The 15,175-nt window shown below is 70.8% G+C and carries 14 protein-coding genes; 10 read left to right on the top strand and 4 right to left on the bottom strand.

Translation table 11 applies throughout. The features are described from left to right. Positions 1–23: 23 nt before the first annotated feature. The 3 genes from ACIPK4_RS21215 (at position 24) to ACIPK4_RS21205 (ending at position 3,933) form a co-directional block, all read left to right on the top strand. Positions 24–437 (top strand): STAS domain-containing protein, encoded by a 414-nt coding sequence (locus ACIPK4_RS21215; RefSeq protein WP_376191668.1) that lies wholly within the window; start codon positions 24–26, stop codon positions 435–437. 139 nt (positions 438–576) lie between these two features. Further along, on the top strand, positions 577–2,157 hold the full coding sequence (locus tag ACIPK4_RS21210) for an FMN-binding glutamate synthase family protein (RefSeq protein WP_402315195.1): 1,581 nt from the start codon (positions 577–579) through the stop codon (positions 2,155–2,157). Positions 2,158–2,205: 48 nt separating this feature from the next. Continuing rightward, positions 2,206–3,933: a thiamine pyrophosphate-dependent enzyme gene (locus ACIPK4_RS21205; protein WP_402314782.1), complete on the top strand. Its 1,728-nt coding sequence runs from the start codon at positions 2,206–2,208 to the stop codon at positions 3,931–3,933. A 146-nt stretch (positions 3,934–4,079) separates the two neighbouring features. On the opposite strand, the gene ACIPK4_RS21200 is transcribed toward ACIPK4_RS21205, so the two are convergent. Then, positions 4,080–5,042, bottom strand: a complete 963-nt coding sequence (locus tag ACIPK4_RS21200; RefSeq protein WP_402314780.1) for a TetR/AcrR family transcriptional regulator C-terminal domain-containing protein — start codon at positions 5,040–5,042, stop codon at positions 4,080–4,082. Positions 5,043–5,221: 179 nt separating this feature from the next. Here ACIPK4_RS21200 and ACIPK4_RS21195 point away from each other — a divergent pair, with 179 nt between their 5' ends. After that, a complete protein-coding gene (locus tag ACIPK4_RS21195; RefSeq protein ID WP_402314778.1) occupies positions 5,222–6,454 on the top strand; it encodes an FAD-dependent monooxygenase in 1,233 nt (410 codons plus the stop codon). 59 nt (positions 6,455–6,513) lie between these two features. On the opposite strand, the gene ACIPK4_RS21190 is transcribed toward ACIPK4_RS21195, so the two are convergent. Further along, positions 6,514–7,014, bottom strand: a complete 501-nt coding sequence (locus ACIPK4_RS21190) for a carboxymuconolactone decarboxylase family protein (RefSeq protein ID WP_402314776.1) — start codon at positions 7,012–7,014, stop codon at positions 6,514–6,516. Positions 7,015–7,112: 98 nt separating this feature from the next. On the opposite strand from ACIPK4_RS21190, the gene ACIPK4_RS21185 reads away from it, so the two are divergent. Then, positions 7,113–8,054 carry a pirin family protein gene (locus ACIPK4_RS21185; RefSeq protein WP_402314775.1) on the top strand — a complete coding sequence of 314 codons (942 nt, stop codon included), beginning with the start codon at positions 7,113–7,115 and terminating at the stop codon, positions 8,052–8,054. A gap of 25 nt (positions 8,055–8,079) precedes the next feature. Next, complete coding sequence (locus ACIPK4_RS21180) at positions 8,080–8,424, top strand: GNAT family N-acetyltransferase (protein WP_402314773.1); 345 nt, start codon at positions 8,080–8,082, stop codon at positions 8,422–8,424. A gap of 162 nt (positions 8,425–8,586) precedes the next feature. On the opposite strand, the gene ACIPK4_RS21175 is transcribed toward ACIPK4_RS21180, so the two are convergent. After that, positions 8,587–9,321, bottom strand: a complete 735-nt coding sequence (locus ACIPK4_RS21175; protein ID WP_402314771.1) for a DUF899 domain-containing protein — start codon at positions 9,319–9,321, stop codon at positions 8,587–8,589. A 326-nt stretch (positions 9,322–9,647) separates the two neighbouring features. On the opposite strand from ACIPK4_RS21175, the gene ACIPK4_RS21170 reads away from it, so the two are divergent. Both ACIPK4_RS21170 and ACIPK4_RS21165 read left to right on the top strand, forming a co-directional pair. Further along, on the top strand, positions 9,648–10,469 hold the full coding sequence (locus ACIPK4_RS21170; RefSeq protein WP_402314769.1) for a DUF2182 domain-containing protein: 822 nt from the start codon (positions 9,648–9,650) through the stop codon (positions 10,467–10,469). 246 nt (positions 10,470–10,715) lie between these two features. Then, a complete protein-coding gene (locus ACIPK4_RS21165; RefSeq protein WP_402314767.1) occupies positions 10,716–11,372 on the top strand; it encodes a DUF1326 domain-containing protein in 657 nt (218 codons plus the stop codon). A 247-nt stretch (positions 11,373–11,619) separates the two neighbouring features. Here ACIPK4_RS21165 and ACIPK4_RS21160 read toward each other — a convergent pair whose 3' ends face one another. Next, positions 11,620–12,984: a glycosyl hydrolase family 28-related protein gene (locus tag ACIPK4_RS21160; protein ID WP_402314765.1), complete on the bottom strand. Its 1,365-nt coding sequence runs from the start codon at positions 12,982–12,984 to the stop codon at positions 11,620–11,622. Positions 12,985–13,148: 164 nt separating this feature from the next. Between ACIPK4_RS21160 and ACIPK4_RS21155 the strand changes: the two genes are divergently transcribed. Together ACIPK4_RS21155 and ACIPK4_RS21150 are read left to right on the top strand one after the other, a co-directional pair. Then, positions 13,149–14,567 (top strand): cellulase family glycosylhydrolase, encoded by a 1,419-nt coding sequence (locus ACIPK4_RS21155; protein ID WP_402314763.1) that lies wholly within the window; start codon positions 13,149–13,151, stop codon positions 14,565–14,567. A 39-nt stretch (positions 14,568–14,606) separates the two neighbouring features. Further along, positions 14,607–15,134: a 2'-5' RNA ligase family protein gene (locus ACIPK4_RS21150; RefSeq protein WP_402314761.1), complete on the top strand. Its 528-nt coding sequence runs from the start codon at positions 14,607–14,609 to the stop codon at positions 15,132–15,134. Positions 15,135–15,175: the final 41 nt, after the last annotated feature.

Here is a 15,175-nt window from a genome sequence, read left to right as displayed (position 1 = left end):
GGGCCGCGACAGAAAGGGGCACCGTGACGTCTTCGTTCACCATCGAGGCCGAGCGCCGCGGCAACACCGTCCTGATCAGCTTCATCGGAGACCTGGACGCGGCTGCCGAGCCGGCCCTCTACGAAGTCCTGCCGGGTGTCGTCGGCGATACGAGCGTCGACGTGCTCATGCTCGACCTGCACCAGGTGGCCCGTATGGACACCCCGGGACTGCTGCTGCTCCTGGACCTGCACCGACGCGCCGAATGCCTCGGTCTGCGGGTGCTTGCCGTCGGCTGGCGCGAACAGCCCCAGCAGCTCATGGCCACCGTCGCGGGGATCCGCGGGCGAGGATCCGCCACAGGAGAGCGCTACGCCCTCGCCGGATTCCGCCGCCTGATCGAAACACGCGCCGAGCACCAGCACACCGCCGCGCTGGAAACCGCTGCCCGCACCTGATCCCACCCCCCGCCCGGACCGCGACCCGGGGCTGTCGGCTGGCCGCGGCCGGCAGCACGGGGACGGGCCCGTGGACACGAGCGTCCCCGCGCACCGGCAGGCGGTTGGCCGGGGGACTTCGGGACACAAGTACGACGTGCTGAAGACACCTCTCGTCGCCCTTCTCGTCCTGCTCGCCGCAGCCGCCTCGGCCGCCGCCGTCGTGGCCGCGCCCTGGTTCGGGGTCTTGGCGGTACCTCTGGTCCTGCTCGCGCTGGTGGCCGTACACGACCTCGTACAGCGCCGGCACTCGATCCTGCGGAACTACCCGCTGCTCGGGCACCTCCGTTTTGCCCTGGAGGCCCTGCGGCCCGAAATGCAGCAGTACTTCATCGAGCGGAACTTCGACGGCCGCCCCTTCGACCGCGACACCCGGAGCATCGTCTACGAACGGGCCAAGGGGACCGACGCCGAGGAGCCGTTCGGCACCGAGCTCGACCTGTACCGGCCCGGCAGCGAGTACCTCACCCCGTCGATGGCGCCGCGGCCGGTGCGGACGGATCCGCCCCGGGTACGGATAGGCGGGCCCGACTGCACCCGCCCGTACGACATGGCTCTGCTCAACGTGTCCGCGATGAGCTTCGGCTCGCTGTCGGCCAATGCCGTACTCGCGCTGAATGCGGGCGCCCGGGCGGGTCGCTTCGCCCACGACACCGGCGAGGGCGGACTGTCGGAGTACCACCTGCGCCCGGGCGGGGACCTCGTCTGGGAGATCGGTACCGGTTACTTCGGCTGCCGGACCGACGACGGGGGCTTCGACGAAGCGCAGTTCGCCGAGAAGGCCGCGTACGAACAGGTCAAGTGCGTGTCGTTGAAGATCAGCCAGGGTGCCAAGCCGGGTATCGGCGGGGTCCTGCCGGGATCCAAGGTCAATGCTGAAATCGCGAAGGTCCGCGGCGTCCCGCAAGGGAGGACCATCGTGTCGCCGCCCTACCACCGCGTCTACTCCACACCGCGCGAGCTGGTCCGCTTCCTGGCCCGGATGCGTGAACTGTCCGACGGCAAGCCCGTCGGCTTCAAGCTGTGCGTCGGCTCGCGCCGGGAGTTCCTCGCCGTGTGCAAGGCCATGGTGGAGGAGGGCACGACGCCGGACTTCATCATCGTCGACGGCGCCGAGGGCGGGACGGGCGCCGCGCCGCTCGAATTCGCCGACCAGGTCGGCCTGCCCCTCGGCGAGGGGTTGATGACCGTGCACAACGCCCTCGTGGGGGCGGGGCTGCGCGACCGGATCCGGATCGGGGCCAGCGGCAAGGTCGCCACCGGCAGCGACCTGGTCAAGCGCCTCCTGCAGGGCGCCGACTACACCAACGCCGCCCGCGCCATGATGTTCGCGGTCGGCTGCATCCAGGCACAGCGCTGCCACACGAACACCTGCCCCGTGGGCGTCGCCACCCAGGACCGGCGGCGCGCCCGCGCCCTCGATGTCGGCGACAAGGCGCAGCGCGTGCAACGCTTCCAGGAGGCCACGGTCAAGAGCGCCCTGCAGATCATGGCGGCGATGGGAGTCGACGAGCCGTCCGGGCTGCGCCCGCACCAGCTGGTCCAGCGGGTGGACCCGCACACCGTCCGCTCCTACGCAGAACTGCATGAGTGGCTCGCACCGGGACAGCTGCTCGCATCAGCGCCCGAGGGCTGGGCATCCGACTGGCGGGCGGCCGACCCGGACCGCTTCACCCTCTGACACACGCGCCCTCGCCCCGGGGGCCGCACCGGACCGAAGGGCATTCCTGTGGCACGTACCGTCGCCCGCGTGATCGTCGACGCACTCAGGGAAGTGGGTGTCCGGCACGTCTTCGGCGTCGTCGGGGACGCCTTGAACCCCCTGACCGACGCCATCCGCACCACCGACGACCTGGAATGGGTCGGCTGCCGGCACGAAGAGGCCGCGGCCTTCGCGGCCTCGGCCCAGTCGCAGCTCTCCGACACCCTCGGGGTGTGCATGGGCACGGTCGGACCGGGGTCCGTGCACCTCCTCAACGGGCTCTACGACGCGGCCAAGAGCCGCACGCCGGTCCTGGCGATCTGCGGACAGGTCCCCCTCGCCGAGGTCGGGAGCGACTACTTCCAGGAAGTGGACAACGACCTGCTCTTCCGCGACGTGGCCGTCTACCGCGCCACCGTCACCTCGCCCGACCAGATGCCGCGGATGCTCGAGTCGGCCGTGCGCGCCGCCGTCACCCAGGGCGGCGTGGCCGTGCTGACCGTTCCCGGCGACCTGGGCGACCAGGAGCTGAGCGAGGACCGGCCCACGCGCTTCGCCCTCGCCGCGCCCCGTACGCGCCCCGAGGATCCGGCTCTCGCCGAGGCCGCCGAGCTGCTGAACTCCGCGTCCCGCGTCACGCTGCTCGTCGGCCGCGGGGCGCGCGGGGCCCGTACCGAGGTGCTCCGGGCCGCGGACCTGCTCGCCGCTCCCATGGTGCTCACCCTCAAGGCGAAGGAGGGCTTCGAGGGGGACAACCCCTTCCAGGTGGGGCAGACCGGTCTCATCGGCAATCCCGCCGCGGCCCACGCCCTCGACAGCGGCGACGCGCTCCTGATGCTGGGCACCGACTTCCCCTACCGCGACTGGTACCCGACGGGCTGCAAGGTCATCCAGGTGGACACCCGTGCGGAGCACCTGGGCCGCCGGGTCCCGGTGGACGTGGGCCTCGCGGGCGACGTCGGGGCCACCCTGCGCGCCCTGCTGCCGCTGCTGGAGGAGGTTTCCGACCGTACGCACCTGGAGGGCGCACGGGAACGGTTCGCGCGCTGGGAGGAGGGACAGCAGCGGCTGGCCGACCCGGGCCACGAGCACCGCTGGACCGGCAGGCTGCGAGCCGCCCTGGACAACCGGGACCACGAGATCCGCCCGGAGGCCCTGGCTGCAGCGGTGGACCGGTATGCCGACGAGGACGCCGTCTTCACCTCCGACACCGGCATGGCCACCGTCTGGCTGTCGCGCTTCGTCAGCATGCGCGGCGACAGGCGACTGATCGGCTCGTACAACCTCGGCTCGATGGCGAACGCCATGCCGCAGGCCCTCGGGGCCCAGCTCTGGGCACCCGAGCGCCAGACCATCGCCTTCTGTGGGGACGGCGGCCTGAGCATGCTGCTCGGCGACCTGATGACGATCAGGACGTACCGGCTGCCGGTGAAGCTCGTCGTCTTCGACAACCGCCGGCTGGGCATGGTCAAACTGGAGCAGGAGCAGGCGGGCCTGCCCGAGTTCGGCACGCAGCTCGACAACCCCGACTTCGCCGCGGTCGCCACGGCCCTCGGCCTGACGGGGATCCGTGTCACCGATCCGGCTGAACTCCACGACGGTGTGCGCCGGGCGTTCGAGACGCCGGGGCCGGTCCTGCTGGACGTACTGACCAATCCCGAGGAAGTGGCCGTACCGGCCAAGCCGACGGTGGCGCAGGGGTGGGGCTTCGCCATCGCCAAGGTCAAGGAGGTCCTGTCGAGCCACGAGGACTGACGGGCACCCCGGAGCGGCGGCCGACAAGCCGGGCCGGGCCCCGCCACGGGCGCGGCGAACCGGCGGGTCCGCCGCAGCCCGGGAGGCGAGCGTCCACGCCACCGGCTGGAAGCCGGGTCCTCGGGGAGGCCTCTTGGGTTCCTCGGTCAGCCGGCGGGGTTCTCGTCGAGGAGTGAGGCGAGGCCGTCGAGGAGGCGCTGGAGGCCGAACTCGAAGAGGGCGTCGAGGTCGAGCTCGTATCCGGCCGCGGTGAGGCGGGAGAACGCGGGGAACCGGCCGGTGGCCAGGACCGCCAGGAGCGCGGACTCCTGGGTGTCCATCCACTCCTTGTTGTCGAGGCCGCTGTGCGCCTCGGCCTCCCGTTCCCACTCCAGGTTGATGGCGATGCCCCGGGCGTAGTTGAGCAGCATGAGGTGCGCGGTGAAGGCAGACCGCAGGTCGAGTCCGTGGGCGTCCAGGGTGGCAAGCGTCCACTCGTTGTACGGCAGGGCCGAGGTGATCAGCTGAGGGCGGGTCACCGACAGTGCCGGCGCGAGCCATGTGTGGCGGCGGAACAGGTCCCAGAGCTGACGGGCCACCAACTCGATCGCCTCGCGCCAGTCCGCCGGTGGGTCGGCGGGCAGCGGGTGCTCCGCGATGACCGTGTCCATCATCCGTACCAGCAGGTCGTCCTTGTCGGCCACGTGCCGGTACAGCGACATGGTCGCCACCCCGAGCTCGGCGGCGACCCGGCGCATCGAGAGCGCGGCCGGCCCCTCCGTGTCGGCGATCCCGACTGCGGCACCGACGATCCGTCCGAGCGTGAGCGCCTGCCGGCCCGATGGCGAGTGGGACGGGCTGCCCGGGCGTGCTCCGGCAGCGGGTCGGGCGGTGCGCACGGAGCGGCTCGGGGCCTCTACGACCGTCCCGACGCCGGGGACGGCGCGGACCAGGCCCTCGCGGCGCAGCTCGGTGAGCACCTTGGTCGCTGTCGCCATCGCGACGCCCCACCGCTTGGTGATCTCGCGGGTCGAGAGCACACGATCGCCCGGCGCCAGTTCACCCGTCTGGATCCGCCGCCGCAGTTCGCCGGCGATCTGGCTGTAACGCGGTACCGCCTGTCTGCCCACCGAAACCCCTCTGCACTAGTGCACCTGAATGGGCGTCACTTTAGCCGCGAGCCAAGGACGATCTGCGGACAGGAGCACCTTCGACGCCCTTCAGCACCAGTGCAGCGGCATCCAACACCCGTTATCCATGGGCCATTTCCCGCTTGCACGCCGTCTTGCGTACGACGTACGCTCGCACCATGTCGAACAACGAAGTCCTCATCTGTGGTGCCGGCATCGCTGGGCCCGCGCTGGCGTACTGGCTACGCCGGGCAGGCTCCAGCGTCACGATCGTGGAACGCGCGCCGGAACCCCGGCCCGGCGGGCAGGCCGTCGACTTACGCGGCGCCGGCCGCACCGTGGTCGAGCGGATGGGCCTGTTGGACCGGGCCAGAGCGGAGAGCCTGGACCAGCGCGGCCTCGCATTCGTCGACGCCTCCGGCCGGACCACCGCACGGGTGCCCGCCGACAGCTTCGGCGGGGAGGGGTTCGTCTCCGAGATCGAGATCCTCCGCGGTGATCTCGCCCGGCTGCTGTACGAGGCCACCTTGCCGGACACGGAATACCTCTTCGACGACACCGTCACCGGTATCGATCAGGACGCGGATGCAGTGACCGTCACCTTTGAGAATGCCGCGCCGCGCCGGTTCGGCCTGGTGGTCGGCGCGGACGGCCCGCATTCCGTGGTACGCGCGCTCACCTTCGGCCCTGAGCAGGAGTTCGTCCGCCCGCTCGGCCTCTACACGTCCTGGTTCACCGCCACCGACGACCTGGAGCTCGACGGCTGGTACCTGATGCACAACGCACCCGGCGGCCTGGTCGCGTCCGCACGGCCCGGCCGCCTCCCGGGCGAGATCAAGGCCGGTCTCAGCTTTCGCTCGACGCCCATCGCCTACGACCGCCGCGACGTCGACGCCCAGAGGGAACTCGTGGCCCAGCGCTTCGCCGACACCGGCTGGGAGACCCCGCGCCTGCTGCGCGCCATGCGCACCGCCCCGGACTTCTTCTTCGACTCCATGGGCCAGGTCCGTCTCGACCACTGGTCGCGCGGCCGTGTGGTGCTGCTGGGGGACGCCGGGTACTGCGCGACCCCGCTGACCGGCCTGGGGACCAGCCTGGCCCTGGTCGGCGCCTACGTCCTGGCCGGCGAACTCGCCGCCGCCGGGGGCGACCATCACATCGCCTTCGGCCGCTACGACGAGGTGATGCGCCCGTACGTGAGCCAGGCCCAGCAACTCCCGCCGGGCGGCGCCTCGGGGTACGCGCCTTCGGGCAGGCTCGGGATCCGCCTGCGGGACCTCTCGATGCGCCAGATGACCCGCTGGCCGGTACGGAACCTGCTCGCCGCCCAGTTCGCCAAGGCCGGGGACATCGCACTGCCGCCCTATGATCTCTCCGCCGACGGAGGGGTGAGCGGGCCTCAGCCTCACTGACCAGCGATATTCCCGCGAGGGCGCTGCAGTGTGTCCCGCGGGCGGCGGCGCGTAGCGGTTCAGTGGGCGGGGGTCTCCCGTACCGGGTGCTTGCTGAGGATCGAGACGCGGTTGAAGGCGTTGATCGTGATCGCCACCCAGATCACGGCGGACATCTGGGCGTCGTCCAGGACCTCGCGCGCCTGCACGTACGCCCGGTCCTGGGCGAGGGCGTCGGCGGGGTGAGTGGTGGCCTCGGCGAGGGCGAGGGCCGCGCGTTCGCGGGCGGTGAAGAGCTCGGTGTCACGCCAGGCCGCGAGCACGCCGAGGCGTCGTGTGGTCTCCCCGGCGCGCAGTGCGGCCCGGGTGTGGACGTCGAGACAGAAGGCGCAACCGTTGAGCTGGGACACCCGGAGGTTGACCAGCTCGACCAGGATCCGGTCGAGGCCGGCCTCGGCGGCTGTCGTGCGGACGGTGTCGGCGGTCTTGACCAGCGCCTGGTACGCGGCCGGGCTCTGCTTGTCGAGGTGGATCCGGCCGTTGCTGCGATGGGCTTCCGTGGCCTGTGCCGTGTCGATCACCCTGTGCTCCTTCGCCTGTTGTCGTCGGCTACCTTCGGGACTATGATCACCCATAGTTGTTGAAATTAAAACTATTTTGGCGTGGGAGGGTCTCGGAGATGGATCACAGGGAACTCGGGATCGTGGCCAGGGTCGAGGTCCTCACCGCCCGGGACGTCCCGCTGGGCGGGCCGCGGGCGATGACCGTACGACGCACGCTGCCGCAGCGGGCCCGGACGCTCATCGGGGCCTGGTGCTTCGCCGACCACTACGGTCCCGACCGGGTCGCCGACTCCGGCGGCATGGATGTCGCCCCGCACCCGCACACCGGGCTGCAGACCGTCAGCTGGCTGTTCAGCGGGGAGATCGAGCACCGCGACAGCCTGGGCACCCACGCCTTCGTACGACCGGGCGAGATCAACCTCATGACCGGCGGCCACGGCATCAGCCACACGGAAGTCTCCACCCCCGCCACCACCGTCCTGCACGGCGTCCAGCTCTGGGTGGCCCTGCCCGACGAGCACCGCCACGCGCCCCGCGACTTCCAGCACCACGCACCCGAGCCGCTCCGCGTCGACGGCGCACAACTGCGGGTCTTCCTCGGCACCCTCGCCGGCAACACCTCCCCCGTCCGCACCTTCACCCCCCTCCTCGGCGCCGAAGTCCTGATAGACGCCGGTGCCACCGTCACCCTCGACGTCGACCCCGGCTTCGAACACGGGCTCCTGGTCGACGAGGGAGACGTCAGCCTCGACGGAACGTCCCTGCGCCCCGCGCAGCTCGGCTACGCCGCCCCCGGCCGCACCGCCCTCACCCTCACCAACGACTCCGACCACCCGGCCCGGACGGTCCTCCTGGGCGGGCCGCCCTTCGAGGAGGAGATCGTGATGTGGTGGAACTTCATCGGCCGCAGCCACCAGGACATCGTCGAGGCACGGGAGGACTGGGAGCGCGCCTCCGCCCGCTTCGGCACCGTCGACGGCTACCCCGGCGACCGGCTGCCCGCCCCCGCGCTGCCCAACGCCGTCATCGCGCCCCGCCAGAACCCCTCCCGCCACTGAGCCCCGCCCCGAAAGGTCCTTCGCCATGAGCGAGCAAAGCGCCACCGCCCCCGTCGTCCACCGCGTCGACCCCCGCCACCGCTACGAGATCCTCGTCGACGACAACCGGGCCGGCCTGACCGCCTACCGCGACCGCGACGACCAGCGGGTCTTCTTCCACACCGAGATCGACGACGCGTACGCCGGCCGGGGACTCGCCGCGATCCTCGTCGAGCAGGCCCTCACCGACGTCCGCGCCGCCGGGATGCGGATCGTGCCCGTATGCCCTTACGTGGCCAAGTTCCTCACCAAGCACCAGGAGTTCGCCGACATCACCGACGCGGTGACGCCCGAGGTGCTCACCTGGCTCGACGGCGAGCTGGGGCGCTGAGTTCCTCACGGAGCAGCGCGTGGACTGCAGGGTCGACGGCCTCTGCCCGGCGACCTGCGCCCCGCGGCACCGGGCCGCCGTCCAGGCGCGCCGCGGAGCGCGTCGCAGGCCGGCACGGTTCGGGGTCGGGATGGTTCCGGGTGGTCCCGGGATGGCGGCCTCTCAGGTCTGCTCGTACTCGTCGTGGCGGCGCAGCCAGTGGGTTTCCTCGCCCTCCTCGTGGCGGCCCATCGGTGTGCGATCGAGGAGCCCGTAGTAGGCCATGGCCGGCTCGAGCCCGCGCGCGGTGGTGACGTACGTCCGGTACACCGCGCCGTCCGCCAGCGCGTAGCAGCTCAGGCCGGGCGCCTCGGTGACGTACCCGGGAACGTCCGTGCCGCACGCCTGCGCCATCTGTCGCACGGTGCCCGGAATCTCCCCGTCGAGGAACGGCTTCAGCTCCTCCTCCGTGTACACGAAACCGAGGTCGCGGTGGAACTCACCGCGGCCTGCGGAAACCCAGTCGAAGCGCCAGTCCATCCGCTCCCGGTAGGCGAGGAGTTTCTCGACCGGCGCCCGCGAGGAGCAGATCAGCGTCACGTCGCGGGCTTTGAGGTGGACCGCGTTGGGGTCGAGGGTGTCCGCGATCGAGGAGCAGACCGGGCATCCGGCCTCGTAGGGCGGGCCGAACATGAAGTGGTAGACGAGCAGCTGCGAGCGTCCGTCGAAGAGTTCCGCGAGCGGCTTCGTCCCGCCCTCGGTCTCGAACGTGTAGTCCTTCTCGACCCGTACCCAGGGAAGGTCCCTCCGCATCCGCGCGAGCTCGTCGCCGCGCCGCGTCAGTTCCTTCTCCTTCGCAAGCAGCTCCGCTCGGGCCGCCTCGAATTCCTCCTGTGTGCCGACCTCGTGCTCGGGCATGGTTCTTTCCTCGCGTGCGGCAGTGGAAGTCCCCACGGCACGGCCGGCCCGCAGCGTCTGCACCGCGTGGCCGCCCGCCCCACTTCCACCGTACGCGCGCCACGGCGGACCTTCGCACCGAGCGCAGGCTGTGTTCGTCCGAGGGCGCCTGCACAGCCTCGACGGGCCGGCCGGCCCCGCTCGCGACCGGTCTCCCGGGTTTTGGGCCCCCGGGTTCTGTGATCTCCTGAAGGTGTCGTTCAGTACCCGTGTCAGCCACCCGCGGTGCGCCGCCACATCCGTGCGGGCCGGGCGGCCGGGTATCTCGCGTCTTCGGGAGGCTTCCCATGCCGCATCTCCACCTGGCGCCTCCGGCACCTACGCGGCCCGGATTCCTTCTGCCCGCGCGAGAACTGGCGGTCGCGTGGTCCCTGATGGTGCTGTTGGCCGCCCTGGCGTGGGCGCTCACCGTAGGCCAGTCCCGCCACATGGGGATGGAGCCCGGCACCATGGGTCTGGCGCTCCCGCTGTTCCTGCTTCTGTGGGTGGTCATGATGGCGGCGATGATGCTGCCGTCCGTCGCACCGGTGGCCATCACCTGGGTGCGCGGGATCAACCGCTCAACGGCCGGGCCTGCCCGTGCCGTGCGGATCGCCGGGTTCGTCAGCGGATATCTCCTGGTCTGGACCGTTTTCGGGCTGCTCGTGTACGTCGCCCTCGCCGCGACGGGACACCTGGTGGACCTCGATCCGGCTGCGGGCCGTTGGATCGGCGCCTCCGTGTTCCTCCTCGCGGGCGCTCAGCAGTTCGGGCCGCTGAAGCGCGTCTGCCTTCGACACTGCCGCAGCCCGATGTTCCAGCTCCTCCAGTACTCGCGTTTCCGGCCCTGGGCCAAGGACCTGCGGGTGGGTGCGCACCACGGGCTCTACTGCGTCGGGTGCTGCTGGGGCCTGATGATCGTCCTGATCCCGCTCGGGGTCATGAACATCGCTGCGATGGCTGGACTGGCAGCCGTGATCTTCCTGGAGAAACTCTGGCGGCAGGGCCCCTGGCTCGCCTGGGCCGTCGGCCTCCTCTTCCTCGTCCTGGCCGTGCTCGCCCCGTTCCACGAATGGCTGCTGCCCGGCCTGGGCACATCCGGTCCCCCCATGGACCAGATGACCGGCTGAGTGGGGCGGGCGACTGGGCGCCAGGCGGCAGTCCGGCAAGGCTCCGCCCCGCTCACAGCAGGTGTGCAGACCACTGCGCACCGCCACCGGCGCACGGCCCGCCCTGCGCATGCGCGCGTGGGAGGCAAGGGCTTTTGCCCATGCCGCAGCAGGAGCAGAATTGACAATGACTCGTACGACCGAGCGCCTGTGCCGGCACTCGCCGAGCCTGACCCCCGTCCGTACGGGCCGCGAGGAGGCGAGGAGATGTCCGAAACAGCGGCGACAGTCCCGAGATGGCACGCGGCCGGCGACTGGTTCGATACGTGCAGGTGCAACGTGCCCTGCCCCTGCTCGTTCGCCCAGCTGCCCACCTACGGCGAATGCGACGGCGTCCTGGCCTGGCACATACGCGACGGCAACTACGGTGAGGTGCGGCTGGACGGCCTCAATGTGCTGATGTTGAGCTCCTTCGTCGGCAATGTGTGGGCCGAGCACAGCGATACCTATGCGGCGGTGTTCCTCGACGAGCGTGCCGACGCCCCGCAGCGGGAAGCACTCCAGATGATCTTCGGCGGACAGGCCGGCAGCTGGCCTGCCGCGATGATCACCATGATGGCTCCCGACGAGATCCGGGGCATGGACTTCGCGCCCATAGAAATCGAAGTGGACGAAGACCTCGGCGGCTGGCGGGCCACGATCCCCGACCGTGTCGAGGCGAGGGCCCAGGCGCTCGCCGGACCGACCACGCCAGAGGGCGCCCGAGTCCAGTCGACCAACTTGCCGGGCTGCGAGACCGGGCCGGGACAGGTTGCGACCTGGGGTCGGTCGACGGCGGACCGCGCCAACGCCTTCGGCTTCCACTGGAGCCGCGAAGGCCAGTCCAGCAAGCACATCCCGTTCGACTGGACGGGCCCGGACTGAAGCCGGCCGTTTCGCCGGCAACCTCGCCGGACGCACATGGTGCTGCCGCCGCCAGCCCGGCGTCCAGGCGGCCGCCGACACCGTGACACCGTCAGTGGTGGCGGCGACCCCCGGACTCGGTGCCGGCCGTACGCCCACCCGCCGTCCCGCGGGCAGACCGCGCTCCGGTGCGCGCAGCCGGTCGGTCAGCGGGCCTTACCGCTGGGGCGGGCTAGGGTGGAACGCCGTGCACGGGTGCGCCGGGCGCCTACGCGTTGAGCGCCGACCAGAGCCACTGGCCGCCGACCCGGACGTAGAGCCGCTTGTTCGCGGAGTCCACGGCCATGGTGCCGTCCAGCGGCTGGCGGGTGAAGGAGGCGTCGGTGACCGGACCGGGCACCAGCCGCAGCGGCGGGTTCGGCGCGTTCTTGACGGGAATCGTGCCGGTCGCCTGGGCCCCGAGGGTGCCGTAGCTGTTCTCCACTCGGAAGTCGCCGGTCGAGGACTGCTCGTAGTAGATGTGCGTGCCGGTGGGCGCAGTGGCGTAGTGCCCCACGACGTTGCGCAGTACGGCGGTGGAACCCGGGCCCGAGTAGAGCGCGACGCCCGCGTTGACGGTGGCCTTGTCCCGGTTGGCGATGACCACGTTCTCCAGCGCGCTGGAGCTCGCCGCCCAGCTGATGATGTTCCGTGCGGTGGCCGGGGTGCCCGCTGCGAAGTCACCGGCGTAGCAGTAGATGTTGGTGGCGTAGATGTGCTTGCAGCCCGCGTCGGTCTTCAGGTGCGGGCCGCCCTGCATGCGGGAGGTCTCGAACTTGCAGTCGGTGATGTAGACGCCGTTGGGGTTGTTGGTGGTGACGGCGCCTTGGCCGATCCACAGCGCGCCGGTGCCGAAGGCCTCCAGGCGGCAGCCGATGAAGTGGATCTGATTGATGTTGTCCTTGCTGTGGCCCCAGGCGCCGTCGGTGGCGGAGGAGGCGTTGCGCAGCCAGATGTTGGGCTGGGTCGTGCTGGCGGTGGTGCCGGTGCAGTCCTCGATGACCAGGTTGTAGAAGCGGGAGTCCCAGAACTCCACGGCGTCGATGCACATGTCCTTGTTCGAGGTCATGAAGACGTCGCGGAAGTAGGAGTTGTTGTTGTAGTAGAGCTCCAGCAGCAGGCCGGTCTTTCCGTTGCCGTTGAAACCGAGGTTCTCGACGGAGCAGTAGCGGCGGTGGGTGGAGCCCGTGGAATAGGCCGCTCCCGTGCCGGACATCCGGAGCAGGATGCCGTCGCCGCCCTTGATCAGCATGGAGGCCTTTGCTCCGGCGCCGGCCAGGCGGATGCCGTCGGCCTTGACGGCCAGCGCGGGTGCGCCGGCTGCGGGCTTGACGAGGTACTTCCCGACCGGGAAGTACACGGTGCCGCCGCCCGCCGCGGCAGCCGCGTCGAGGGCGCGCTGGACGGCTGCGGTGTCGTCGGTGGAGCCGTCGCCGACTGCTCCGTGGCCCTTGACGTCGAACCAATCCGGCGCGCCCGCTGCGGTGGTCGCCGCGGCCGCCGTACCGCCGCCGGACATCAGCGCGGTCCCGGTGAGCCCGGCCACCGCTCCTGTCAGCAGGGCACGGCGGGCTGTCTTCTGCTGTTCGGTCATGGTCTCCCCCTTGTGACGACGGACAACGGAGTTGATCTTGCCATCCAGCACTGACAGTTGAGGAGGATCTGCCGCCCGGTCTGGGAACTTGACGCACTCAGCAGTAACATCCGGCCGGCCAGAAGCACACGCCGCCCGAGAGCCGTCCTCGAAGGGTCACCCGCATGCGCTTGACCGCCCGTGTCGCCCCCGTCGCCCTTGCCGTGGCCGCGCTCCTGCTCGGCGTCCTCCCCACACAGGCCCAGGCCCGGCCCGACCGCGCCCCCGACCGGGTCACGGTCGGCGGCCGTACCTACATCGCCGACGGCCAGGGCCGCGCGCTCCAGTGGCGCGGCTTCAATCTCGCCGACAAGAGCAGCCGGGGCACCAACGCGTTCGCCGACATCCACGAGAGCGACCTCAAGGACATGTCCGCCCGGGGCTTCAACCTCGCGCGCCTCGCCTTCTTCTGGGACGACCTCGAACCCGCCCCCGGGCGCTACGACCGCGGCTACCTCACCAAGATGCGCCGCATCCTCGACTGGGCCGACCGCTACCACGTCAAGGTGATCCTCGATGCCCACCAGGACGTGTACGGACCCCACTTCGGCTCCCGCGGCGTCCCCGACTGGGCCACCCGCGACGAGGGGTTGCCGTTCTGGCCGATACCCGACGACTGGTTCTCCGAGTACTTCGAGCCCTCCGTGCAGACCGCCTTCGACCACCTGTACAAGGACGCCGACCTCCGCGCCGCGCACGCTCGCATGTGGCTGACGGTCGCCTCCGCCCTGGGCAGGCACCCCGCGCTACTCGGCTACGACCTGATGAACGAGCCGTTCGCGAAGTTCCTCGAAGGCGAGGACCTCCCCGCCGCCGCGGCCCGCTTCGAGGCGACCGAGCTGACCGAACTCTGGAACCGCCTTTCCCAGGCGATCCGCCTGGTCGACCACGACTCGTGGGTGTTCGTCGAACCCACCGTCATCGTCGGTCTCGGCGTTCCGACCCGGTTGGGCGCCATCGACGACCCGCACGCCGGGTACGCACCGCACTTCTACGAGACCGCGATGGAGACCGGCGCCGACTACGACCCCAACGGCACCTTCATCCCCGCCTACGAAGCGGCGATCGGCGACTACCCCGCCCGTAACCACATGCCGGTGATCGTCGGGGAGTGGGGCGGCAACCCCTACGTTGCGCACGCGAGCCAGTTCGTCACCGACATGACGGCCTCTCTGGACCGCTTCTCCAGCGGCTGGACGTGGTGGCAGTGGTGCCGGGGCGGCGGCTACTGCTTCCTCGACCAGACGGGCGCCGCGAAACCCAACGCCCAGCTGCTCGTCCAGCCGTACGCGAGGGCCGTCGCGGGTGACCCCCTCGACTTCGCGTACGACCCGGCCACACGCACCTACACCCTCACCTTCCGCACCCGCGACAACGCCGAGGGGCCCACGCTGATCACCGCGCCCAGTGAGACCTACCCAGGCGGCTACCGCGTCGATGTCGAGGGCAGCAAGGCGAGTTGGGGCCACCGCGGCGATACCGTGACGGTGAGTACGCACGGCAGGGCCGGAGCGACGTACAAGGTCACGATCAGCCCGAGGTAGCCCGTCCGATCCGCCCGTGGGGCCTGCGATGATGACGGCGTGCCAGAGCCAGGGACCACCGCCGTCGTCATCGTATTGCCCGATGCCGCCCCGCTCCTTGACGCGGCGTGGCGGATCGAACCTTCTCTGGTGCGCCGTGGGGTGCCGGCGCACGTCTCGCTCCTCTACCCGTTCGTGCCGGAATCGGCACTGACAGGTCAGGACGAGGACGGCGTGCGTTCCCTGGCGGCGAGTTTTCCGGCAGCTGATCTGGTCCTGGAAGAGGTCGTGACGGCGTCGGGCTTCGCCGCCGTCACCGTTCCAGAACTCCAACCGATCGTCGATGCGTTCCACGCCCGGTGGCCCGGGGTGCGGCCGTACGGGGGCCGCTTCGGAGCGCGGCCCTCAGCCCATGTCACGGTCGCCATGGGTGCGGACGACCCGGCAGTCGCCACCCGCGTCCGCGCCGCGATCGGCAGCCTGCTGCCGCTGCGCACCCGCGCGGCGGCTGTGCAGCTGGTGGTACTGACGGAGGAGGGCTGGCAGTCGCGCTTCACCGCGCCGCTCGGCGTCCCCGCCAGACCCTGACCCAGTCGCTGCTCAGGAGCCGGGAAACTGCCACGGAAGCA

The organism is Streptomyces sp. NPDC086989 (assembly GCF_044745505.1).
Lineage (GTDB): Bacteria > Actinomycetota > Actinomycetes > Streptomycetales > Streptomycetaceae > Streptomyces.
This window is presented reverse-complemented; position numbering and strand designations above follow the sequence as displayed.